At 70.9% G+C, this 23,015-nt stretch carries 19 protein-coding genes; 9 read left to right on the forward strand and 10 right to left on the reverse strand.

What is annotated here, in order from left to right:
• The first annotated feature begins 388 nt into the window (after positions 1 to 388).
• The 4 genes from ACIRO3_RS22100 (at position 389) to ACIRO3_RS22115 (ending at position 4,304) form a co-directional block, all read left to right on the forward strand.
• Positions 389 to 1,324, forward strand: coding sequence for an ABC transporter ATP-binding protein (locus ACIRO3_RS22100; protein WP_404139269.1), 936 nt, complete (start codon positions 389 to 391; stop codon positions 1,322 to 1,324).
• The gene (locus tag ACIRO3_RS22105) at positions 1,321 to 2,088 is read left to right on the forward strand and encodes an ABC transporter permease (protein ID WP_361774994.1); all 768 of its coding nucleotides are present in this window, start codon (positions 1,321 to 1,323) and stop codon (positions 2,086 to 2,088) included. The genes ACIRO3_RS22100 and ACIRO3_RS22105 overlap by 4 nt, the downstream gene beginning before the upstream one ends.
• 85 nt (positions 2,089 to 2,173) lie before the next feature.
• Positions 2,174 to 3,310: a hypothetical protein gene (locus tag ACIRO3_RS22110; RefSeq protein WP_404139271.1), complete on the forward strand. Its 1,137-nt coding sequence runs from the start codon at positions 2,174 to 2,176 to the stop codon at positions 3,308 to 3,310.
• 25 nt (positions 3,311 to 3,335) lie between these two features.
• Complete coding sequence (locus ACIRO3_RS22115) at positions 3,336 to 4,304, forward strand: heme A synthase (protein ID WP_404139274.1); 969 nt, start codon at positions 3,336 to 3,338, stop codon at positions 4,302 to 4,304.
• A gap of 48 nt (positions 4,305 to 4,352) precedes the next feature.
• On the opposite strand, the gene ACIRO3_RS22120 is transcribed toward ACIRO3_RS22115, so the two are convergent.
• The 3 genes from ACIRO3_RS22120 to ACIRO3_RS22130 form a co-directional block, all read right to left on the reverse strand.
• A complete protein-coding gene (locus ACIRO3_RS22120; protein ID WP_404139277.1) occupies positions 4,353 to 5,474 on the reverse strand; it encodes an amidohydrolase family protein in 1,122 nt (373 codons plus the stop codon).
• Between the two features lie 94 nt (positions 5,475 to 5,568).
• Positions 5,569 to 5,928, reverse strand: coding sequence for a hypothetical protein (locus tag ACIRO3_RS22125; protein ID WP_361774982.1), 360 nt, complete (start codon positions 5,926 to 5,928; stop codon positions 5,569 to 5,571).
• 24 nt (positions 5,929 to 5,952) lie between these two features.
• Positions 5,953 to 6,894 (reverse strand): heme o synthase, encoded by a 942-nt coding sequence (locus ACIRO3_RS22130; RefSeq protein WP_361774979.1) that lies wholly within the window; start codon positions 6,892 to 6,894, stop codon positions 5,953 to 5,955.
• Between the two features lie 294 nt (positions 6,895 to 7,188).
• Between ACIRO3_RS22130 and tkt the strand changes: the two genes are divergently transcribed.
• The 5 genes from tkt to pgl all read left to right on the forward strand — a co-directional run bounded on the left by tkt (position 7,189) and on the right by pgl (position 13,888).
• Complete coding sequence (gene tkt, locus ACIRO3_RS22135) at positions 7,189 to 9,276, forward strand: transketolase (RefSeq protein WP_404139280.1); 2,088 nt, start codon at positions 7,189 to 7,191, stop codon at positions 9,274 to 9,276.
• 34 nt (positions 9,277 to 9,310) lie between these two features.
• Positions 9,311 to 10,429 carry a transaldolase gene (tal, locus tag ACIRO3_RS22140; RefSeq protein WP_361774973.1) on the forward strand — a complete coding sequence of 373 codons (1,119 nt, stop codon included), beginning with the start codon at positions 9,311 to 9,313 and terminating at the stop codon, positions 10,427 to 10,429.
• A 5-nt stretch (positions 10,430 to 10,434) separates the two neighbouring features.
• Positions 10,435 to 11,961, forward strand: coding sequence for a glucose-6-phosphate dehydrogenase (gene zwf, locus ACIRO3_RS22145; protein ID WP_361774970.1), 1,527 nt, complete (start codon positions 10,435 to 10,437; stop codon positions 11,959 to 11,961).
• Positions 11,958 to 13,007 (forward strand): glucose-6-phosphate dehydrogenase assembly protein OpcA, encoded by a 1,050-nt coding sequence (gene opcA, locus ACIRO3_RS22150; protein ID WP_404139284.1) that lies wholly within the window; start codon positions 11,958 to 11,960, stop codon positions 13,005 to 13,007. Before zwf ends, opcA begins: the two co-directional genes overlap by 4 nt.
• 98 nt (positions 13,008 to 13,105) lie before the next feature.
• Positions 13,106 to 13,888 (forward strand): 6-phosphogluconolactonase, encoded by a 783-nt coding sequence (gene pgl, locus ACIRO3_RS22155; protein WP_361774964.1) that lies wholly within the window; start codon positions 13,106 to 13,108, stop codon positions 13,886 to 13,888.
• Positions 13,889 to 13,946: 58 nt separating this feature from the next.
• On the opposite strand, the gene pgi is transcribed toward pgl, so the two are convergent.
• The 7 genes from pgi to ACIRO3_RS22190 form a co-directional block, all read right to left on the reverse strand.
• On the reverse strand, positions 13,947 to 15,602 hold the full coding sequence (gene pgi / locus ACIRO3_RS22160) for a glucose-6-phosphate isomerase (RefSeq protein WP_404139624.1): 1,656 nt from the start codon (positions 15,600 to 15,602) through the stop codon (positions 13,947 to 13,949).
• 176 nt (positions 15,603 to 15,778) lie between these two features.
• On the reverse strand, positions 15,779 to 16,114 hold the full coding sequence (locus ACIRO3_RS22165) for an RNA polymerase-binding protein RbpA (protein WP_007263454.1): 336 nt from the start codon (positions 16,112 to 16,114) through the stop codon (positions 15,779 to 15,781).
• Positions 16,115 to 16,285: 171 nt separating this feature from the next.
• The gene (secG, locus tag ACIRO3_RS22170; RefSeq protein ID WP_351759472.1) at positions 16,286 to 16,516 is read right to left on the reverse strand and encodes a preprotein translocase subunit SecG; all 231 of its coding nucleotides are present in this window, start codon (positions 16,514 to 16,516) and stop codon (positions 16,286 to 16,288) included.
• Between the two features lie 135 nt (positions 16,517 to 16,651).
• Positions 16,652 to 17,428, reverse strand: coding sequence for a triose-phosphate isomerase (gene tpiA / locus ACIRO3_RS22175; RefSeq protein ID WP_361774961.1), 777 nt, complete (start codon positions 17,426 to 17,428; stop codon positions 16,652 to 16,654).
• A 5-nt stretch (positions 17,429 to 17,433) separates the two neighbouring features.
• Positions 17,434 to 18,645: a phosphoglycerate kinase gene (locus ACIRO3_RS22180; protein WP_361774958.1), complete on the reverse strand. Its 1,212-nt coding sequence runs from the start codon at positions 18,643 to 18,645 to the stop codon at positions 17,434 to 17,436.
• 151 nt (positions 18,646 to 18,796) lie between these two features.
• Positions 18,797 to 19,801: a type I glyceraldehyde-3-phosphate dehydrogenase gene (gene gap, locus ACIRO3_RS22185; RefSeq protein WP_361774955.1), complete on the reverse strand. Its 1,005-nt coding sequence runs from the start codon at positions 19,799 to 19,801 to the stop codon at positions 18,797 to 18,799.
• A gap of 220 nt (positions 19,802 to 20,021) precedes the next feature.
• Entirely contained in the window at positions 20,022 to 22,985 is a 2,964-nt protein-coding gene (locus tag ACIRO3_RS22190; protein ID WP_404139290.1) for a M14 family zinc carboxypeptidase, read from the reverse strand.
• Positions 22,986 to 23,015: the final 30 nt, after the last annotated feature.

Here is a 23,015-nt window from a genome sequence, read left to right on the forward strand (position 1 = left end):
CATCACTAAGGGTTACCTAATTTGTCGACGCAGAGTTATTCGGAGGCCTGCATTCCCTACTCTGCGGGGGCGCCTCCGATGCCCCGTCCCACGGCTCCCACCAGCAATCCCCCGCCCAGGACGGTCCCGGGAGGGCTCCGGAAGCGGTAGGCGCGGAGGGCCGGAAAAGTTCACGGAAACCGACTGGGCCATCCAGGATCACCGGGCCGAAAAGAGCCGGGTTCGGGACGCCGTGTTCGAATCCGATGGCCGGGAAATCCGCCCGGGCGACCTGGGAGCGGGGATTTCCACCGCGTCCCGCGGGCCGAGGAATCATGGACGGCCGCGCCCGTGACCCCGCCGCCCCCGCCGCCGAGGCCCCCCCTCGGCCCTCCGTAGACTCACCGGCATGAGCAACGACCCCGCCGTGGAGATCCGCGGACTGGTGAAGCGGTACCGCCCCCTCCCCCACCGGCCGGCCGTGGACGGACTGGACCTCACCGTCCGCACGGCGTCGGTCACCGCGGTACTGGGCCCCAACGGCGCGGGAAAGACCACCACGGTGGAGACCTGCGAGGGCTACCGGCACCCCGACGCGGGCACCGTCCGCGTCCTCGGCCTCGACCCGATCGCCCACGCCGAGGCCCTGCGTCCGCGGATCGGCGTCATGCTCCAGTCCGGCGGGGTCTACTCCGGCGCCCGCGCCGTCGAGATGCTCCGCCACATGGCCAGGCTGTACGCGGACCCCCTCGACGTGGACACCGTCGTGGAGCGCCTCGGACTCGGCGGATGCGGCCGCACCACCTACCGCCGGCTCTCCGGCGGCCAGCAGCAGCGCCTCTCGCTCGCCATGGCCGTCGTGGGCCGCCCCGAGCTGGTCTTCCTCGACGAGCCCACGGCCGGCCTCGACCCGCAGGCCCGCCGCGCGACCTGGGACCTGGTCCGGGAACTGCGCGCCGACGGGGTCACCGTCGTCCTGACCACCCACCACATGGACGAGGCCGAGCAGCTCGCGGACGAGGTCGCCATCGTCGACGCGGGCAAGGTCATCGCCCACGGCAGCCCCGAGCAGCTCTGCCGGGGCGGCGCCGAGAACACCCTGCGCTTCACCGGCCGCCCCTCCCTCGACCTGGCCTCCCTGCTGAAGGCGCTGCCCGACGGCACCGAGGCCGCCGAGCTCAGCGCCGGCGTCTACCGGGTCACCGGCGACGTGCACCCGCAACTGCTGGCCACCGTCGCGTCCTGGTGCGCGCAGCACGGGGTGATGCCGGACAGCCTCTCGGTCGAGCGGCACACGCTGGAAGACGTCTTTCTCACGCTCACGGGCAAGGAGCTGCGCGCATGAGCGCCGGTACGTTCACCCCCAAGCCGGGGGCCGCCCCCCTGTCCCGCATGATCCGGGCGCAGACCGCGCTGGAGACCCGGATGCTGCTGCGCAACGGGGAACAGCTGCTGCTGACCGTGATCATTCCGGCGCTGCTCCTCGTGCTCTTCTCCGCGGTCGACGTCGTGGACACCGGCGAGGGCAAGGCCGTGGACTTCCTGGCGCCCGGCATCCTCGCCCTCGCGGTGATGTCCACCGCCTTCACGGGGCAGGCCATCGCCACCGGTTTCGACCGCCGCTACGGGGTCCTCAAGCGGCTCGGGGCCTCCCCGTTGCCGCGCCGTGCCCTGATGGCCGCCAAGACGCTGTCCGTCCTGGTCACCGAGGTGCTCCAGATCGCCCTGCTGACGGTGATCGCCCTCGCGCTGGGCTGGTCCCCGCACGGGAACCCGCTGTCGGTCGCGGCGCTGATCCTGCTCGGCACCGCCGCCTTCTCGGGGCTGGGCCTGCTGATGGCGGGCACGCTCAAGGCAGAGCTGACCCTGGCCGCCGCCAACCTCGTCTTCCTGCTCCTGCTGGTCGGCGGCGGGGTGATCGTGCCGCTGGACCGGTTCCCGGACGCGGTGCGCTCCGTACTGGAACTGCTGCCGATCTCGGCCCTGTCCGACGGGCTGCGGGAGGTGCTCCGACACGGGGCCCCGATGCCCTGGGGCGACGCCGCGATCCTGGCCGGCTGGGCGGTGCTGGGACTGGGGGCCGCCGCGCGGTTCTTCCGCTGGGAGTGAATCCCTTCCCCCGTGCGTTGGCTTGGCAGGAGGATGACCACCTCCACGCATCAGCGACGCAGGACGAGGACGCCGGGGGGCGGGCATGACACAGCGGGAGGCCGTTCTGCGGCTGGACGAGCAATGGGCGAGGGTCCGGTCGGGGGCCGCGCACGCGGAGCCCGGCGAGGACGACCGTCTGCTGGCCGAACTCATCGGCGCGCTCCGTGAGCCCGCCCGGACCGACGCCGAGTGTGCGGCCCGGCTGGGGCTGCGGCTGGGCGACCTCGCGGCCCGTCGGTTCGCCGTCGGGGACCGGGCCGGGGCTCTCTCGGCGATCGAGGAGGCCCTGCGGCACGCGCAGCAGGCCGCCGGACACGCCCCCGAGTACGCCCGCTGGTACGCCCGGGGTCTGATCAACCAGGGCGTCTGGCTGTCCTGGCCCCTCAGCGACGGCGCCCGGCTCCCCCGGTATCCGCTGGGGACGGTGGCCGAGAGCGGCCCGACCCCGATGGAACGCGCGGCCGGGGAGCGCGCCCGGGACCTGACCCGGGCCGCCGTCGAGGTGTGGGCCTCCCTCGACCAGCACGACCCGGTCAACCGCCGGGGCCTGGCGCAGGCCAAGGTGTTCCTCGGGGACCGGCTCGCGGAGCTGGGGTTCGCCGAGGACGCGGTGGCCTGGGCGGTGGACGCCGAGGCCGGGTTCCGTCGCCTGCTGCTGGCCGCGCCCGGCGCCGAGGAGGCGCAGGAGGCCGAGGAGGCCCTGGACCACATCGGTCGGCAACTGGAGCTGCGCCTGCGCTTCCTGTCCTTCGACTCGCTGGTGAGCCTGCGCGCGGGCGGCCTGCTGCCCGAACGGCTGCTGCCGCAGGCGGTGGTGGCCGCGCGGATCCAGGGCGTCGCCGAGCCCGAGATCGCCGCTCGGCTGGGCCTGGGCGCCGAGCAGGTGGGCACGATGTTGGAGGTCACGCCCTGGCTCGCGGTGTGGCGGGTGGAGGTGCGGGGGGCGGACGGGCTGTGGACCGTGCAGGAGCGTCCGTGGCACGGCGCCACCGAGGTGCGCAACCGGACCGCGCAGGACGTGGCGGCCGAGCTGGTGCGCGGCTTCATGGATGCGCCGCAGTACCCGGGCGACAGCGGCCTGTGGCGGATCCGGTTGTGGTGGCACGAGGAGGGTGACCCGGCGGGGGCGCGGTTCCGCCTGGTCATGGGACCGGACTCGGCCGCCGGCACCCCCTCGTGAAAGTTTGCACAAGGGGCGGCATACGATGGGGGCCGTGTTGACCCCTCTCTCCTTCATCGCCGGCCGCTGGACCCCGTCACCCCGGACCGTCCGGCGGGCCGCGCTCGCCGCGCTCGTCATGAGCGTGGTCATCGTCGTCACCGGCGGCGCGGTGCGGCTGACCGGATCCGGTCTCGGCTGCGACACCTGGCCCAAGTGCACCGACGACAGCCTGATCGTGACCCGGGAACAGGGCTTCCACGGGGCGATCGAGTTCGGCAACCGCATGCTGACGTACGTGCTCTGCGCCGCCGTCGGCTGGGCCATCGTCGCCGCCCGCTCGGCCAAGCCGTGGCGCCGCTCCCTCAGCCGGCTGGGCTGGCTCCAGTTCGCCATCGTGATGGGCAACGCCGTGCTCGGCGGCATCACCGTCCTCACGGGGCTCAACCCGTACAGCGTGGCCGGGCACTTCCTGCTCGCCACCTCGCTGATCACGGTGACGACGATCACCTGGCAGCGCGCGGCCGAGGGCGACTCCCCGGCCCGGCCCCGGGTGCCCGCCCCGGTGCGCAGGCTCTCCTGGGCGCTGCTCGCCACCACCCTGGTCCTGATCGCCGCGGGCACGGTGGTGACCGGATCCGGTCCGCACGCGGGTGACAGCAGCGAGATCAAGCGGATGCCGTTCGACTGGGCGGCCACCGCCCACGTACACGCCATCGCCGCCTGGGTGGTGTGCGCGCTCGCCGTCGCGATGTGGCTGGTGCTGCGCGTGGTCGACGCCCCCGTCGACACCCGGGCGCGCGCCCGCGACCTGCTGGTCGTCCTGCTCGCCCAGGGCGCCATCGGCTACGTGCAGTTCTTCACCCAAGTGCCCGAGGCCCTGGTCGCGGCCCACATGCTGGGCTCCTGCCTGGTGTGGATCGCGGTGCTCCGCATCGTGCTGAGCCTGCGCGAGCGGCCGGCCGGCGCGGCCGGGATCCCCGCGCAGGGCGACCCGCTGCTCGCCGGCGTCTGAGACCCGGTCCGCCCGGGACCCGGCCCGGTCCCTCGCGGGCCGGGCCGCTCAGGCGCGTTCGTCCAGCCGGTAGACGCGGCGGGCGTTGCCCGCCGCGATCATGGCCGCGACCCGGTCCGCGTCCCGCCGGGCCCAGGACCCGTCGGCGACCCAGCCGCCGAGCACCCCGTTCACGGCCTCCCGGAACACCAGGGCGCCCACGGCGTGCAGCTCGGGCAGCCGGCGACCGCCGCTGGAGAACATCAGCTTCCCGAAGGGGGCGGTCTCCAGCAGTTCGGCCAGGACCGTCGCCGCCCGCGCCCCGGTCTGCGAGAGGACGGCGCCCAGATCCGCGTACACGTGGGGGAAGGCGGACGCCAGTCGCGCCGCGTGACGGTGGTACGGGTAGCCGCCGAGCAGGACCAGCCGGGTCCCGAGGCCGGCGGTGGCCCGTACGAAGTCCGTCAGCAGGGCCGGATCGGCCCGCCCCGGGTACTCCGCCGGCTCCCCCGCGCCCGTGTGCAGTTGGATCGGCAGCCCGGACGCCACCGCGCTCCACAGCAGGTGCCGCAGGAGTACCGGGTCCCGTACGGCCTCGCCCTTGGCCCGGCGGGCGAGCCACCGCCCGGCCGCCCCGTGCACCTCGCCCGGGCCGGGCGGCTCGGGGGCGAAGGCCAGCACGGCGGGGTATCCGGCGGCGGCCCCGCAGCTGAAGGCCGCGGCGCCGGCGGCTGCGTGCTGGAGTGCCTCGACGAGGTTGGCGAGGAAGGCGGTGACGCTCCCGGAGGTGTCGGCGACCTGCTCGGCCAGCAGCTCCAGTCGAACGATCTCGAAGGCGTCGGCGTCGCCGGCGAGGGCCAGTTCCTTGGGCCCGGTGAGGTCCGCGGGCACCCCCGTGTCGACCAGGTACGCGGCGACCCCGGAGCCGCGCAGCAGGCGTTTGCCGGCCTCGACGACCCCGAGCTCGCGCCGGCGGGCCAGGTAGCGGGCGGGCGTGCAGTGCGGCTCCAGCCCGAGCAGCGGCGGACACCAGCGGCGCACGGCGAAGCCGGTCTGGGTGTCGAAGAAGGTGGTGCCCGCGGCGGGCGGGCCGGCAGAGCTGATCAGGTGGGTCTCGAAGGTGCCGAGGCCCAGCTCCGTGCGGAGCACTCCGTGGCAGTACTGGTCCACCAGGGGCGGCGTTTCGATCATCCGGTCATCCCGTTGCGGACGTGAGGAAGGGGCTTCCACACGTCCTAACGGGTGAGCGGGGTGTGAGGTGTTGCTCGCGCTGTTGACCGAGCCCTCAGAATCCGGGATTGGCGGGACCGCCCCACTGGATGCCGGCCATCCGGGTCCACTCGTAGGGCCCGGTCCGCACGCGCGCGGCGAACTCGCCGTCGAACTCCGCGTGCAGGGTCAGTCCGGCCTTCTCGGCGGCCAGCTCGGCCACGCCGTGGGTGGGGGCCACCAGGTCGCCCCAGCCGCCGTCGGTGCCCACGAGCACGATCCGGGTGCCGGCCTGGCCGATGTGGGCCAGCTGGCCCTCGGCGCCGCCGTGCTGCTTGGCGAACGCGCCGATCTGCCGGGCCAGCTTCGCGGCGGTGCGGTCCTGCTTCTTGTCCGGCGTGGCCGGGGTGACCGGGGTGTCTGCGGTGTCTGCCATGGATCGCATGCTACCGACGAGTAATCACTTGAGGAAGGGATCCACGGCGACGGCGACGAAGAGCAGCGACACATAGGTGATCGACCAGTGGAACAGTCGCATCTCCTTCAGCTTCGCGCCCGTCACTCCCGCCTTGGCCCGCGCGTGCAGCGCGTGCGCCTCCCACAGCCACCAACCACCGGCCACCAGCGCCACCGTCGTGTAAAACCAGCCGGTGTACCCGAGCGGGGTCAACAGCAGCGAGACCGCCACCATCACCCAGCTGTAGAGGACGATCTGGCGCGCCACGACCCTGTTGCCCGCCACGACCGGCAGCATCGGCACGCCGGCGCGCGCGTAGTCGTCCTTGACCTTCATCGACAACGGCCAGTAGTGCGGCGGAGTCCAGAAGAAGATGACGAGGAACAGGATGATCGCGGCCCAGGAGACCTCGTTCTTCACCGCGGACCAGCCGATGAGCACCGGCATGCAACCCGCGATGCCGCCCCAGACGATGTTCTGCGCGGTGCGCCGCTTCAGCAGCATCGTGTAGACCACGACGTAGAAGAGGAGCGCGCCGAGCGAGAGGGCGGCCGAGAGCCAGTTGACGAGGAGCCCGAAGAAGAGGGTGGACACCACCGCGAGGCCGAGGCCGAAGGCCAGGCACTCGCGCGGGCTCACCATGCCGGTCACCAGCGGCCGCTGCGCCGTGCGGTCCATCAACGCGTCGATGTCGCGGTCGATGTACATGTTCAGCGCGTTCGCGCCACCCGCCGACAGGTAACCGCCGAAGCAGGTCACGAGCACCAGCCAGAGGCTGGGGACGCCCCCCTCGGCGAGGAACATCACCGGCACTGTGGTGATCAGCAGAAGTTCGATGATCCGAGGCTTGGTCAAAGCCACGAATGCCATGGCCCTGGCCCCGAACGGCCGGTGACCGGGGCTCGTCCCGAGCACCGCCGCTGGACGGGATTCGACGGCCGTCACGCACACCCCTGAGAGAGAATCCAGCAAGCTCCGACTCGCACTCTTCAGGCGTGAAAGTCCGGTAAAGGCTTGCGCGTACCACGCCACTCTAGACGTTGCTCTTGTGTCGCCCCGCGCGGGGGTCGCCTCGTGTTGGGCCGATCGGCGGGAGCCCAGGTGAACACCAGTGGCCAACCAGGCGACGCACTACCGGCACTCGAATAGCCGCACGCCCCGGCGGGGGTAGGCTCGGAATCGCGCCGGTGCACCGTTCGTCACCGGGAAACGACATGTGGAGAGGAGCCCTGACAAACGGTGAGCACCAAGCCGACCACCACAGAGCTCGAGTGGACCGAACTGGACCAGCGGGCCGTCGACACCGCCCGCATCCTGGCCGCCGACGCGGTACAGAAGGTCGGGAACGGCCACCCCGGTACGGCGATGAGCCTGGCCCCCGCCGCGTACACCCTTTTCCAGAAGGTCATGCGGCACGACCCGGCCGACCCCGAGTGGGTTGGGCGTGACCGCTTCGTGCTCTCCGCAGGGCACTCGTCCCTGACCCTCTACACCCAGCTCTACCTGGCCGGTTTCGGCCTGGAGCTGGCTGACCTGGAGGCGTTCCGCACCTGGGGTTCCAAGACCCCCGGTCACCCGGAGTACGGACACACCAAGGGCGTCGAGACGACCACCGGCCCGCTCGGCCAGGGCGTCGCCAACGCGGTGGGCATGGCCATGGCCGCCCGCTACGAGCGCGGCCTGTTCGACCCGGAGGCCGCCCCGGGCACCTCCCCGTTCGACCACATGATCTACGCGATCGCCGGCGACGGCTGCCTCCAGGAGGGCATCTCGCACGAGGCGTCCTCGCTGGCCGGCCACCAGAAGCTCGGCAACCTCGTGCTGCTGTGGGACGACAACCACATCTCCATCGAGGGCGACACGGAGACGGCCGTCTCCGAGGACACCCTCGCGCGCTACGAGGCGTACGGCTGGCACGTCCAGCGCGTCGCCCCGCAGGAGAACGGCGACCTGGACCCGAAGGCGCTGTTCACCGCGCTGGAGGCCGCCAAGGCCGAGACCGAACGCCCGTCCTTCATCGCGATGCGCTCGATCATCGCCTGGCCCGCCCCGCACGCCCAGAACACCGAGGCCGCGCACGGCTCGGCCCTCGGCGCCGACGAGGTCGCGGCCACCAAGCGCGTCCTGGGCTTCGACCCGGAGAAGAGCTTCGACGTCGCGGACGAGGTCCTCGCCCACACGCGCGAGGCGCTCGACCGGGGCCGCGAGGTCAAGGCCGCGTGGGAGAAGGACTTCTCCGCCTGGCGCACCTCCAACCCGGAGCGCGCGGCCGAGTTCGACCGCATCAACGCCAACGAGCTGCCCGCGGGCTGGGAGGAGAAGCTCCCCGTCTTCGAGACCGGCAAGGGCGTCGCCACCCGCGCCGCGTCCGGCAAGGTCCTGGAGGCCCTCGGCGCGGTCATCCCGGAGCTGTGGGGCGGCTCGGCGGACCTCGCCGGCTCCAACAACACCACCATCGACAAGAACTCCTCGTTCCTGCCGGTGGGCAACCCGCTCCCGGGCGCCCAGCCGTACGGCCGCACGATCCACTTCGGGATCCGCGAGCACGCCATGGCCGCGGCCATGAACGGCATCGCGCTGCACGGCCACACCCGCGTCTACGGCGGCACGTTCCTCACGTTCTCCGACTACATGCGCAACGCGGTCCGCCTCTCCGCGCTGATGCACGTGCCGGTCACCTACGTGTGGACGCACGACTCCATCGGCCTCGGCGAGGACGGCCCGACCCACCAGCCGGTCGAGCACATCGCCGCGCTGCGCGCCATCCCCGGCCTGAACGTGGTCCGCCCCGCGGACGCGAACGAGACCGTCGTCGCCTGGCGCGAGATCCTCCGCCGCCACACCAAGGTGTTCGGCAAGGGCGCCCCGCACGGTCTGGCGCTGACCCGCCAGGGCGTGCCCACCTACGAGCGGGACGAGAACGCCGCCAAGGGCGGGTACGTCCTCTTCGAGGCCGAGGGCGGCGAGCCGCAGGTGATCCTCATCGGCACCGGCTCCGAGGTCCAGCTCGCCGTCGGCGCCCGCGAGGCGCTCCAGGCCGAGGGCATCCCGACCCGCGTGGTCTCGATGCCGTCCGTCGAGTGGTTCGAGGAGCAGGACCAGGCGTACAAGGACAGCGTCCTGCCGCCCGCCGTCAAGGCGCGCGTCGCCGTCGAGGCCGGCATCGGTCTGACCTGGCACCGCTACGTAGGCGACGCCGGTCGGATCGTGTCGCTGGAGCACTTCGGTGCCTCCGCCGACGGAGCCCTGCTGTTCCGCGAGTTCGGTCTGACGGCCGAGGCCGTGACCGCCGCCGCCCAAGAGTCCCTCACCGCCGCCGCGCGCTGACACCGGTACACGACCAGTAGGAGATGCAATTCCCATGACAGACGCACTCAAGCGCCTCTCCGACGAGGGCGTGGCGATCTGGCTGGACGACCTGTCCCGCAAGCGCATCACGTCCGGCAACCTCGCCGAGCTCATCGACCAGCAGCACGTGGTCGGTGTCACCACCAACCCGTCGATCTTCCAGAAGGCGATCAGCAGCGGCGACGGATACGAGCAGCAGCTCACGGAGCTCGCCGCCCGCAAGGTCAGCGTCGAAGAGGCGATCCGCATGATCACGACGGCGGACGTCCGCGACGCCGCCGACATCCTGCGCCCCGTCTTCGACGCGACGGACGGTCAGGACGGCCGGGTCTCGATCGAGGTCGACCCCCGTCTCGCCCACAACACCACGGCGACCGTCGCCGAGGCCAAGCAGCTCGCCTGGCTGGTGGACCGCCCGAACACGCTCATCAAGATCCCGGCGTCCAAGGCCGGCCTGCCGGCGATCACCGAGGTCATCGGCCGGGGCATCAGCGTCAACGTCACGCTGATCTTCTCGCTGGAGCGCTACCGCGAGGTCATGGAGGCGTACCTGGCGGGTCTGGAGAAGGCCAAGGCCGCGGGCCTGGACCTCTCCAAGATCCACTCGGTCGCCTCGTTCTTCGTGTCCCGCGTGGACACCGAGATCGACAAGCGTCTCGACGACCTCGGCACCGACGAGGCGAAGGCCCTGAAGGGCAAGGCGGCCCTCGCCAACGCCCGTTTGGCCTACGAGGCCTTCGAGGAGGTCTTCGCCGGTGAGCGCTGGGCCGCCCTGGACAAGGCGCACGCCAACAAGCAGCGTCCGCTGTGGGCCTCGACCGGCGTCAAGGACCCGGCCTACAAGGACACCCTGTACGTGGTGGACCTGGTCGCGCCCGGCACCGTGAACACCATGCCGGAAGCCACCATGGAGGCCACCGCCGACCACGGCGAGGTCACCGGCGACACCATCCGCGGCACCTACGAGCAGGCGCGCGCCGACCTCGACGCGGTAGCGAAGCTGGGCATCTCGTACGACGATGTCGTTCAGCTGCTGGAGGACGAGGGCGTCGAGAAGTTCGAGGCGTCCTGGAACGACCTGCTGAAGTCGACCGAGGCGGAGCTCGAGCGCCTCGCCCCCACGGAGGCCTGAACACCTTGTCTCTCAACGGAGCGAACCCGCTTCGTGACGCACAGGACCGGCGGCTCCCGCGCATCGCGGGGCCGTCCGGCCTGGTCATTTTCGGCGTTACGGGTGACCTGTCGCGCAAGAAGCTGATGCCTGCCGTCTACGACCTGGCCAACCGCGGCCTGCTCCCGCCGGGCTTCTCGCTCATCGGGTTCGCCCGCCGCGAGTGGCAGGACGAGGACTTCGCCCAGGAGGTGCACGACGCGGTCAAGGAGCACTCGCGCACCCCCTTCCGGGAGGAGGTGTGGCAACAGCTCGTCCAGGGTTGCCGCTTCGTCCAGGGCGACTTCGACGACGACGCGGCCTTCGAGACGCTCAAGGCCACGATCGAGGAACTCGACAAGGCCCAGGGCACCGGCGGAAACTTCGCCTTCTACCTCTCGGTCCCGCCGAAGTTCTTCCCCAAGGTGGTCCAGCAGCTCAAGGACCACGGTCTGGCGCAGAAGGAGGGCTCGTGGCGGCGCGCCGTCATCGAGAAGCCCTTCGGCCACGATCTGAAGAGCGCGGAAGAGCTCAACAAGGTCGTCCACGAGGTCTTCCCCCGTGACGAGGTCTTCCGGATCGACCACTACCTCGGCAAGGAGACCGTCCAGAACATCCTGGCGCTCCGGTTCGCCAACACCATGTTCGAGCCGATCTGGAACCGGTCGTACGTCGACCACGTGCAGATCACCATGGCGGAGGACATCGGCATCGGTGGCCGCGCCGGGTACTACGACGGCATCGGCGCCGCCCGTGACGTCATCCAGAACCACCTGCTCCAGCTGCTCGCGCTCACCGCGATGGAGGAGCCCGGCTCCTTCCACCCGAAGGCGCTGGTGGCGGAGAAGCTCAAGGTGCTGACCGCCGTGGAGCTGCCCGAGGACCTGGGCAAGCACACCGTGCGCGGCCAGTACTCGGCCGCCTGGCAGGGCGGCGAGAAGGTCGTCGGGTACCTCGAAGAGGACGGCATCGACCCCAAGTCGAAGACCGACACCTACGCGGCCATCCGGCTGGAGATCAACAACCGCCGCTGGGCGGGCGTCCCGTTCTACCTGCGGACCGGCAAGCGCCTGGGCCGTCGGGTGACGGAGATCGCGGTGGTCTTCAAGCGGGCCCCGTACCTCCCCTTCGAGTCGGGCGCGACCGAGGAGCTGGGGCAGAACGCCCTGGTCATCCGGGTCCAGCCGGACGAGGGCGTGACGGTGCGCTTCGGCTCCAAGGTGCCCGGCACCTCCATGGAGGTGCGGGACGTCACGATGGACTTCGCCTACGGCGAGTCCTTCACGGAGTCCAGCCCCGAGGCGTACGAGCGGCTGATCCTCGACGTCCTGCTGGGTGACGCGAACCTCTTCCCGCGTCACCAGGAGGTCGAGCTCTCCTGGAACATCCTCGACCCGATCGAGCAGTACTGGGACAAGCACGGCAAGCCCGCGCAGTACCCGGCGGGCACCTGGGGACCGGTCGAGGCGGACGAGATGCTCGCACGAGACGGACGGAGCTGGCGCCGGCCATGAAGATCGACCTTACGGAGACCACCTCCAGCAAGATCAACGCCGCGTTGGTGCAGGCGCGCCGGGACATCGGCACGCCGGCCATCGGCATGGTCCTCACGCTGGTGATCGTGACCGACGAGGAGAACGCGTACGACGCGCTCAAGTCGGCGAACGACGCGTCCCACGAGCACCCCTCGCGGATCATCGTCGTGGTCAAGCGGGTCAGCCGCTCGCCGCGCAGTCGCCGCGACGCCCGTCTCGACGCGGAAGTCCGTGTCGGTGCGGACGCCGGCTCCGGCGAGACGGTCGTGCTCCGCATGCACGGCGAACTGGTCAACCACGCCCAGTCGGTGGTTCTCCCGCTCCTGCTGCCCGACGCCCCCGTGGTGGTCTGGTGGCCGGAGGGCGCTCCGGCGAACCTGGCGGGCGATCCGCTGGGCTCGCTGGGACAGCGCCGGATCTCGGACACGTACGCCTCGGAGAGCCCGATCGCCGCACTCGGCAGCCGGGCCCAGGCGTACGCGCCGGGTGACACGGACCTGTCCTGGACCCGGATCACCCCGTGGCGTTCGATGCTGGCCGCGGCGCTCGACCAGCAGAGTCGCGTCTCGGTCGTCTCGGCGACCGTCGAGGGCGAGGACGACAACCCGAGCTGTGAGCTGCTGGCCATGTGGCTGGCGGACCGCCTCGGGGTACCGGTCAAGCGCACCCACTCCGCCGGCCCCGGCCTCACGGCCGTACGGCTGGAGACCACGGACGGCGTCATCGTCCTGGACCGGGCGGACGGCGCGCTGGCGACGCTGTGCATGCCGGGTCAGCCCGACCGCGCGGTGGCGCTCAAGCGCCGTGACACGGCCGAGCTGCTGGCGGAGGAACTGCGCCGGCTGGACCCGGACAACACGTACGAGGCCTCGCTGAAGTTCGGCGTGGACCGGCTGGACGCGAAGAAGGCGTCCCCGGCCGGCAAGGCCGAGGGTTCCGCCGGCAAGGCCGAGGCCCCCGCGGCCGAGGCGCCGGCGAAGCCGGCCGCCAAGGCTCCGGCCAAGAAGGCCCCGGCCAAGCAGTGACGCACCACGGCCGCCGGCCGGACGCCCGCGAGGGAGTCCGGCCGGCGGCCGAGCCATTTCCCCGCAGCAACGAGCAAGAAGGCGGCACGCACATGGGTATGACGACTCCCCAGGTCGTCGTCCACCGGGACAAGGAGCTGATGGCCCAGGCCGCGGCGGCCCGGCTCATCACGAAGATCGTGGACGCGCAGGCGGCCCGCGGCAGCGCCTCGGTGGTGCTGACCGGCGGCCGCAACGGCAACGGCCTGCTCGCGGCGCTGGCGGCCGCGCCGGCGCGGGACGCGATCGACTGGTCCCGGCTGGACCTGTGGTGGGGCGACGAGCGGTACGTCCCCGCCGACGACCCCGAGCGCAACCACGTCCAGGCCCGTGAGGCCCTCCTGGACGCGGTGCCGGTGGATCCGGCGCGCGTCCACGTCATGCCGGCCTCGGACGGCCCGTACGGGGCGGACGTCGACGCCGCCGCGGCGGCCTACGCGGCGGAACTCGCGAAGGCGGCGGGCCCGGAGGACCACGGCCCGGTCCCCCGCTTCGACGTGCTGATGCTGGGCGTCGGTCCCGACACCCACGTGGCGTCGCTGTTCCCGGAGCACCCGGCGTCCCGCGAGACCGAGCGCACCGTGGTCGGTGTGCACGGCGCCCCGAAGCCGCCGCCGACCCGGGTCTCGCTGACCCTCCCGGCGATCCGGGCGGCCCGCGAGGTCTGGCTGCTGGCGGCCGGGGAGGACAAGGCGGGCGCGGTGGCCCTCGCGCTCGGCGGCGCGGGCGACGTCCAGGCTCCGGCGGCGGCGGCCCACGGTCGCAGCCGCACCCTGTGGCTCCTGGACCGCGCGGCGGCGGCCAAGCTCCCGTCGGACATGTACCCGCCGGCCTCGGCCTGACCGTCCGCGCCCGAACGGCGGGGGTGCGGAGGCCGGGCCCCCGCACCCCCGCCCCGGGTCAGGCCCGGCCGCGCAGCGAGCGGTACGTCGCGATCAGGGCCCGCGTCGAGGCGTCGAAGCCCTCCACGTCCGCGCCTTCGGTCAGCGCCGGCTCCACCCGCTTGGCGAGCACCTTGCCGAGTTCGACTCCCCACTGGTCGAAGGAGTCGATGTTCCACACCGCGCCCTGGACGAACACCTTGTGCTCGTACAGGGCGATCAGCTGCCCCAGCACGGCGGGCGTCAGCTCGGTCGCGAGGATCGTCGTCGTGGGGTGGTTGCCCGCGAACGTCTTGTGGGCGACCAGCGCCTCGTCGACGCCCTCCGCCCGCACCTCCTCGGCGGTCTTGCCGAAGGCCAGCGCCTGCGTCTGCGCGAAGAAGTTCGCCATCAGCAGGTCGTGTTGGGCCTTCAGCGGCGCGGAGAGTTCCGCCACCGGCCGGGCGAACCCGATGAAATCCGCCGGGATCATCTTCGTTCCCTGGTGGATCAACTGGTAGTACGCGTGCTGCCCGTTCGTGCCGGGCGTGCCCCACACCACCGGTCCGGTCTGCCAGTCCACCGGGTTGCCGTCCCGGTCCACCGACTTGCCGTTGGACTCCATGTCCAGCTGCTGCAGGTAGGCCGGGAACCTCGACAGGTAGTGGCTGTACGGCAGCACCGCGTGCGACTGCGCGTCGAAGAACCCGCCGTACCAGACCCCCAACAGGCCCAGCAGCAGCGGCGCGTTCTCCTGCGGCGGCGCGGTCCGGAAGTGCCGGTCCATGGCCGCGAAGCCGCCCAGCATCTCCCCGAACGCGTCCGGGCCGATCGCGATCATCAGCGAGAGGCCGATCGCGGAGTCGAAGGAGTAGCGCCCGCCGACCCAGTCCCAGAACTCGAACATGTTGGCCGGGTCGATGCCGAACTCGGTGACCTTCTCGGCGTTGGTGGACAGCGCCACGAAGTGCCGTGCCACGGCGCTCTGGTCACCGCCCAGCCCCGCGAGCAGCCACTCACGGGCCGAGGTGGCGTTGGTGATGGTCTCGATCGTGGTGAAGGTCTTCGACGCGATGATGAACAGCGTCTCCGCCGGGTCGAACTCCCTTACCGCCTCGTGCAGATCGGCGCCGTCCACGTTGGAGACGAAACGCAGCGAGAGGCCGCGGTCGGCGAAGGCGCGCAGTGCCTCGTACGCCATCGCCGGGCCCAGGTCGGAGCCTCCGATGCCGATGTTGACGACGTTCTTGATGCGCTTGCCCGTGAAACCGGTCCACTTACCCGAGCGGACCTGGTCGGAGAAGGCGGCCATCTTGTCGAGGACGGCGTGCACGCCGGGGACGACGTCCTCGCCGTCCACCTCGATCACCGCGTCCTTCGGGGCGCGCAGGGCGGTGTGCAGGACCGCCCGGTCCTCGGTCGTGTTGATCTTCTCGCCGCGGAACATCGCGTCGCGCAGCTCGGCCACGCCGGTCGCCGACGCCAGTTCGCGGAGCAACGCGAGCGTCTCGTCCGTCACGAGGTGTTTCGAGTAGTCGATGTACAGGTCGCCGACCCGCAGGGTATAGCCGGTGCCCCGGCTCGGATCCGCCTCGAACAGCTCCCGCAGATGCGTCTGCCCCAGCTCTTCCCGGTGCTTGCCGAGTGCGAGCCACTCGGGTGTCCGGTTCAGCCTCGTACGGGTGTCTGCGTTCATCTCGGACATCAACCCACTTCTTCCGTCCTGTTGTGCCCCGCCACGCCCCAACCTAAGGGATGTGAAGGGGGCCAACGCGCACAAAGGGGCCCGGCCCGCGGGTTCGTGTCTTCCGCGGGGCCGGGCCCCAAGTCACTCTCGAGTGCGAACCGGCCGGAGGCCGAGGTTCGAACGGTTCAGATCTCGCCGCGGAGCTTGGCGAGGGCCTCGGCGAGGATCGCCTCGCCGTCGGCATCGGTCCGCCGCTCCCGCACGTACGCCAGGTGCGTCTTGTACGGTTCGGTACGCGGTGGGGCCGGCGGGTTGTCCCGGTCCTGACCGGCCGGGAACCCGCAGCGCGGGCAGTCCCAGGTGTCCGGCACCTGCGCGTCACTGGCGAAGCTGGGCTGCGTCTCGTGCCCGTTCGAGCACCAGAAGGAGATGCGCAGGCGGGGCGCGGATTCACCGCGCTCGGCCTCGCCCATCGGCCCCGCTCCGACCCGACTGCCACGGATCGCGTTGCCACTTGCCACGGTCGTAACTCCCTGCGTGATGGTGCCGCGGAGTGCGAGGGGAGGTCCGCTGCCGCGGGCGCCCGAGTCACGGAAGACCGGGCGACCGTCCAGGAACTGGAAGGACCGCCCCCGCAAAGGCCCATGATAGGCCGGGAGGAGCCCGCCGGACCGCCGGAATGGCCGGAACGGTCAGCTGGTCGACTTCATCATCAGACCGAGCGCCACGATGCAGGCGAACCAGAGCAGACCGATCACGACGGTGATGCGGTCCAGGTTGCGCTCGGCGACCGAGGAACCGCCGACCGACGACTGCATGCCGCCGCCGAACATGTCGGAAAGGCCGCCGCCCTTGCCCTTGTGCATCAGCACGAGCAGCATCAGCAGGGCGCTGAAGACGATCAGGGCGATCGAGAACCCCATAATCACGGCTGATTCCTACTTTCTGGCTTTTCCGGGATGTGCGCGGGGGCCAGTGGCTGGTGGTTCAGCCTCCTGGCCCCCGCAAGGGTACGACGGATCCGCCCTACCGCATACTCGCTGCGATATTCACACAGGTCACTGGTCGCGGAACCGGACGATCTTGACGAACTCGTCCACGTCCAGCGCGGCGCCGCCGATGAGCGCGCCGTCGACGTCGGGCTGCGCCATGATCGCGGCGATGTTGCCCGACTTCACCGAGCCGCCGTACTGGATGCGGACCTTGTCGGCCAGCTCCTGGGAGTACAGCTCGGCGAGGCGACCGCGGATCGCGCCGCAGACCTCCTGCGCGTCCTCGGGCGTGGCGACCTCGCCGGTGCCGATCGCCCAGACGGGCTCGTACGCGATCACGATGGACTCGACCTGCTCGGCCGGCACGTCCTTCAGTGCGCCGTCGACCTGGGCCAGCGTGTGCGGGACCTGCTCGCCGGCCTTGCGGACGTCCAGGCCCTCGCCGACGCAGAGGATCGGTGTGATCCCGTGCCTGAAGGCGGCCTTGACCTTGGCGTTGCAGATCTCGTCGTTCTCGCCGTGGTACTGGCGGCGCTCGCTGTGGCCGACGGCCACGAACGCGCACTTCAGCTTCGACAGCATGGGGCCGGAGATCTCGCCGGTGTAGGCACCGGAGTCGTGCGCCGAGATGTCCTGGGCGCCGTACTTGATCTTCAGCTTGTCGCCGTCGACCAGGGTCTGGACCGAACGCAGGTCGACGAAGGGCGGCAGCACCGCGACCTCGACGGCGTCGTAGTCCTTGTCGGCCAGGGCGAACGCGAGCTTCTGGACGTGCGCGATGGCCTCGAGGTGGTTGAGGTTCATCTTCCAGTTGCCCGCCATCAGCGGGGTACGCGAAGTCACTTGGTTCAGGCCTCCAGTGCGGCGATGCCGGGGAGCGTCTTGCCCTCGAGGTATTCGAGGGAGGCGCCGCCACCGGTCGAGATGTGGCCGAAAGCGTTCTCGTCGAAGCCGAGCGTGCGCACGGCGGCGGCGGAGTCCCCGCCACCGACGACGGTGAACGCGTCGCTGTCGACGAGGGCCTGCGCGATCGCGCGGGTGCCGCCGGCGTAGTCGGGGTGCTCGAAGACGCCCACGGGACCGTTCCAGAAGACGGTCTCCGCGTCGGCGATCTTCGACGCGTACAGCTCGCGGGTCTTGGGACCGATGTCCAGACCCTCCTGGTCGGCGGGGATCTTGTCCGCGTCGACGGTGATGAACTTCGCGGGGGTCTTGCCCTTGAGGTCGGGGAAGTCCGTGGAGGCGAGGATGTCGACCGGGAGGACCAGCTCCACGCCGTTGGCCTCGGCGCGCTCCATGTACTCCTTGACGACGTCCACCTGGTCCTTCTGGAGCAGGGAGATGCCGACCTCGTGGCCCTTGGCGTAGAGGAAGGTGTACGCCATGCCGCCGCCGATGAGGATGCGGTCGGCCTTGCCGAGCAGCTCGTCGATGACGGCGAGCTTGTCGGAGACCTTGGCGCCGCCGAGGATGACCACGTACGGACGCTTGACGTCGGCGGTCAGCTTCTTCAGGACGTCGATCTCGGCGGCGATGAGGTAGCCGACCGCGTGCGGCAGGCGCGCGGGGAGGTCGACGACCGAGGCGTGCGCGCGGTGCACGGCGCCGAAGCCGTCGCCGACGTAGACGTCGGCGAGCTCGGCGAGCTCGTCCGCGAAGGCGCCCCGCTCGGCGTCGTCCTTCGAGGTCTCGCCGGCGTTGAAGCGCAGGTTCTCGATGAGGGCGACATCGCCGTCGGCGAGCGCCGCGACGGTCTCCTTGGCGGAGGCGCCGACGGTGTCCGTGGCGAACGCGACGTCCTTGCCGAGCAGTTCGCCGAGCCGGACCGCGGCCGGGGCCAGCGAGAAGGCCGGGTCCGGGGCGCCCTTGGGGCGGCCCAGGTGCGAGGCCACGACCACGCGGGCGCCGGCCTCGGCGAGCTTCGCGATGGTCGGCTGGACGGCGCGGATGCGGCCGTCGTCGGTGATCTTGCCTTCGGCCAGCGGCACGTTGAGGTCGGCCCGGACGAAGACCCGCTTGCCGGAGACGCCCTCGGCGAGAAGTTCGTCGATCGTCTTCATGTGTCTTTCTGCTCCTTTTCCCCACGCAGGGCCTTGTGCCCGTGCGGGGCGAGAGGGACGAGGCAAGCCACAGGGCCCGCACAGCGCTTCATCGCGCTGCCCGAGCCCTGTGCCTACATCGTGGTGCCTTGCCCTGAAACCTTGGTGACCCTTAGAGCCGCTCGCCGACGAACACGGTCAGGTCGACGAGGCGGTTGGAGTAGCCCCACTCGTTGTCGTACCAGCCGATGACCTTGACCTGCTTGCCCTGGACCATGGTCAGGGAGGAGTCGAAGGTGCAGGAGTACGGCCAGTTCACGATGTCGGAGGAGACGATCGCGTCCTCGGTGTAGTCCAGGATGCCCTTGAGCTGACCCTCGGAGGCCTTCTGGAACGCGGCGTTGACCTCGTCCTTGGTGACCTCGCGCTCCAGCTCGATGACCAGGTCGGTCACGGAACCGGTGGGGACCGGGACGCGCATCGCGATGCCGTCGAGCTTGCCCGCCAGCTCCGGGATGACCAGCGCGGTGGCCTTGGCGGCACCGGTGGTCGTCGGGATGATGTTCTCGGCGGCGGCGCGGGCGCGACGCAGGTCCGAGTGCGGGAAGTCCAGGATGCGCTGGTCGTTCGTGTACGCGTGGACCGTCGTCATCATGCCCTTGACGATGCCGAAGTTCTCCAGGAGGACCTTGGCCATCGGCGCCACACAGTTGGTGGTGCAGGAGGCGTTGGAGATGACGTGGTGGTTGGCCGCGTCGTACTTGTCCTGGTTGACGCCCATCACGATCGTGATGTCCTCGTCCTTGGCCGGAGCCGAGATGAGGACCTTCTTCGCGCCAGCCGCGATGTGCTTGGCGGCGTCGGCCTTCTTCGTGAAGATGCCGGTCGACTCGATGACGATGTCGGCGCCCAGCTCGCCCCAGGGGAGGTTCGCGGGGTCGCGCTCGGCGAAGGTCTTGAAGGTGTTGCCGTCCACCGTGATGGTGTCGGCGGTGTGGGAGACCTCGTGCTTGAGGCGGCCCAGGATGGTGTCGTACTTGAGCAGGTGCACCAGGGTGGCGTTGTCAGTCAGGTCGTTGACACCGACGATCTCGATGTCCGCTCCCTGCTCCAGGAGCGCACGGAAGTAGTTGCGGCCAATTCGGCCAAAACCGTTGATGCCTACGCGGATCGTCACGAACCGATCTCCTCGTTGGTGCGCCGGCCTGTCCGCCGGCGAGCTGTATGGGATGTCCCCGACCGCTTACGACCCTACCTCTCCGTGAGCTTCGGAGTGACATCGGCCGGGGACTGACACACCCTTGTCCGCCAGGGAGGTCCTGCACCGCAAGCGCCGGCGCGGGACCTCCGGGACCTTGTCCCCCGTCACTCAAAGTGAGCGGCGGACGGGGTGGGGCTCAGTGGTTCAGTGATCGGAGCGCCTTACCGACGAGTACGGCTCGGTCCTTCGCGGTCGGCAGGTGTTCGAGGCCGAAACCGACCAGGACCGTGTCACGCGTAGTCACCGCCGCGTAGGACTTGAACAGCTCCCCGGACCGGGACCAATCGCCCGGAACGTCGGGACTTCCGGCCGGTGCGGGTCCGGCGGTCCAGGCACCCAGCGAGGTCTCGAACCCCTCGACGGCCTGGTCCGCTCCGCCCACGTTCAGGCGCGCCTCGTCCGCGAAGACGCCGCGGCCGCCCGATCCCGGGTCGGTGACGTACGACAGCGAGACCTCGACGGTCTTGCCCGCGTACGCGCTCAGGTCGAAGGAGGCCTGCTTCCAACCGCCCGAGGATCCGGTGAAGCTGTTCCAGGCCCCGCTGGTGCCGTGCGGGGCGCACCCCGCGCCGTCGAGCGTGAGGTAGTGCCGCAGGAACGGGTGGCCGTTCAGCAGGAAGCCGCCCTCGCACTCGGTCGGGACAGCAGCGCTGGTCAGACCGTTCGCCTCGGGCAGGGTGGTCCAGTCGTCCCCGCCGGCCGTGCGGGCCTCCAGGGCGGCGTGGTCGTAGCCCTCCTCGGTGTTCCAGTTCAGGGCCATCCGCAGGGCCGGCTTGTCGGCGGCGGAGACCTGGGTCAGGTCCAGCGTGCGGGTCAGCCGCTTCCAGTCGTCGTCCGTGTGCAGGGCCGAGGCCATCCCGGCGCCGGCGTGGGGGGCGTACGGGTTGACGACCCCGGCGTACCGGCCCGCCTGGGCGCTCTTGAACCGCGGGAACTGCGCGGCCGGCAGGGTGTCCGAGGTGACGGTGTAGGAGCCGGGCGCGTTCAGCGGGTTGCCCGCCGCGTCCCCGAGACCGCCGGCGGCGCCGGCGAGGCCGCCGGCTCCGGTGAAGCCGGTGGGGGCGCTCACGCCGGCCCGGCCGTAGGCGCCGAGCCAGTACTGGCTGAAGTCGTTGGTGACGGCGGGCCCGACCTGGGCGTTGCCGCCGGCCAGTTCGCCGGCCTCGATGAGCTTGCCGCCCTCGTTGAGGAAGTCGCGGAGCGCCAGCTGGGTGTCACCACCGGGGCTCTTGGCCCCCGTGTAGTGGACGGCCGTGCGGAAGTGCGAGAGGACTCCGAGGGGGTGCGGGGCGCCCTGGACGGCGACGTCCCAGACGGCGGCGGACCGCCCGTTGGCGCGCAGCGCGTCGACGTAGGTCCGCGCGTGCTGGGCCGGGGCGCCCTCCTCCGCGATCACCAGGACGTCCGCCCGGGGCCGCTCGGCCACGCTGTACGTGAAGTGTTCACTGGAGACCCGCTTGCCGGAACGGTCGCGGCCGGTGAACCAGACCTCGACCTTGTCGCCCGGCTCGGCGCCGTCGACCTTCGCCCGGTACTCGTCGAACCAGTTGTTGTCCTCGCCTCCGTAGGTCTCGCCGCCCTTCCAGGCCTTGAGCCCTTCGTCGTGGGTGCGACCGCCGTTGATCCGGAAGTTGAGTTCCTTGTCCTTGAGCGCCTTGCGGGCGGTGACGGCGACCGTCTGGTCCTCGCCGCGGGCGACGTAGGAGGTCGTGAAGGGGTCGACGGTGAAGTCGGCGGCCTTCAGGCCGACGGAGGACGTCGGCTGGTCCGGGCGCGCGGCGCTCTCGCCGACGGACAGCGCGAAGGGGACGTTCTTGGCGAACTCGGCCTGGATCAGCTTCTCGTCGTCCGGGAAGTTGAATCCGGAGGCGCAGTCCTCGGGCTTCCAGCGGTCGTTCGGGTCGCTCGCGGAAGCCGTCTGGCAGGTGGTCATCTCCGGCGTGAACATCATGACGCCGTTGGCGTTGGCGGCGTGTCCGTCGGCCTCGCCGTTGGTGGTGTAGAGCTCGGAGGAGAGCTGTGGGTGGTAGCCCGGGATGGCGGAGTTCTCCGGGGTTCCGGCGAGCGCCTTGTAGGCGACGTCGTCGGGGGTCGGGGTGGCCACCTGCCAGCCGACTCCGTAGAGGAGCAGTTCGGACGCGGAGTGGTAGTTGATGGCGTACTCGAAGCCGACGCGCTTCTCGAACCGGTCGAGCGCCGCTGTCTCCGGCTCGGAGCCGGCCGTGGGGCCGCGGTAGGTCTCGCTCGCCTGGTTCGGCGAGGAACCCTCGTTGTCGTAGCCCCACTTGTAGGCGAAGTTGCGGTTGAGGTCGACGCCGTCGCCCGCCGTGATCTTGCCGTCGCCGTTGTTGTCGTGCAGGTTCTTGCGCCACAGGCGGGCGCTGTCGGCGGTGAAGGTATGGTCGTAGCCGTCCGGGTTGGCGGAGAGCAGGAACCACAGCTCGGTGGAGTCGACCAGCCTGGTGATCCGGGCGTCCTTGCCGTATCCGTCGAGGGTCTGGTGCATCAGCCGCCGGGTCATCTCGGGGGTGATCCACTCGCGGGCGTGCTGGTTGGACATGTACAGGACGGCGGGCTTGTCGCCGTCCTTGCCCTTCTTGGCGTTCTTGGTGACCTTCAGGGCGAGGATGTCCTTGCCCTGGACGGTCTTGCCGATGGAGACGACCTTGGTGAGCGCCGGGTTCTCCCGCGCGGTGCGCAGGATCTCCTCCTGGAGGCCGCCCTTGCCGCTGTACGGGCGGAACACCCCGTCGCCGGCGGCCTTCCCGCGGGCCGTCGCGCCGGCGGCGACCTCGCGCTCGACCGGCTTCACGCCCCGGGCCGCGAGTTCCTTTGCCTGGGCGGCGGTCAGGAAGAGTTCGACCTTGGCGGTCCCGTGCTCGGGGGCCCGTTCGGCGAGCTCGTGGGCGTCCTGGCCGGCGGCGAGGACGAGCGGGACCTGTTCGCGGGTGATCTCCGCGTCGTAGACGCGCACCTCGTCGGAGGCGGCGGAGCCGTCCTCCGCGGCGGGCTGCGCCTGGGCCGCGACGGGTAGTGCGGCCAGTGTGGTTCCGAAGACGAGTGCGCTTGCGGCGAGGATCGATCTCGCGCGGTGCCTCATGTGCCCCCCTGGGCGTCGTCTGCCACGAAA

Origin of the sequence: Streptomyces sp. NPDC102278, assembly GCF_044766345.1 — a bacterium.
Classification (GTDB): Bacteria; Actinomycetota; Actinomycetes; order Streptomycetales; family Streptomycetaceae; genus Streptomyces.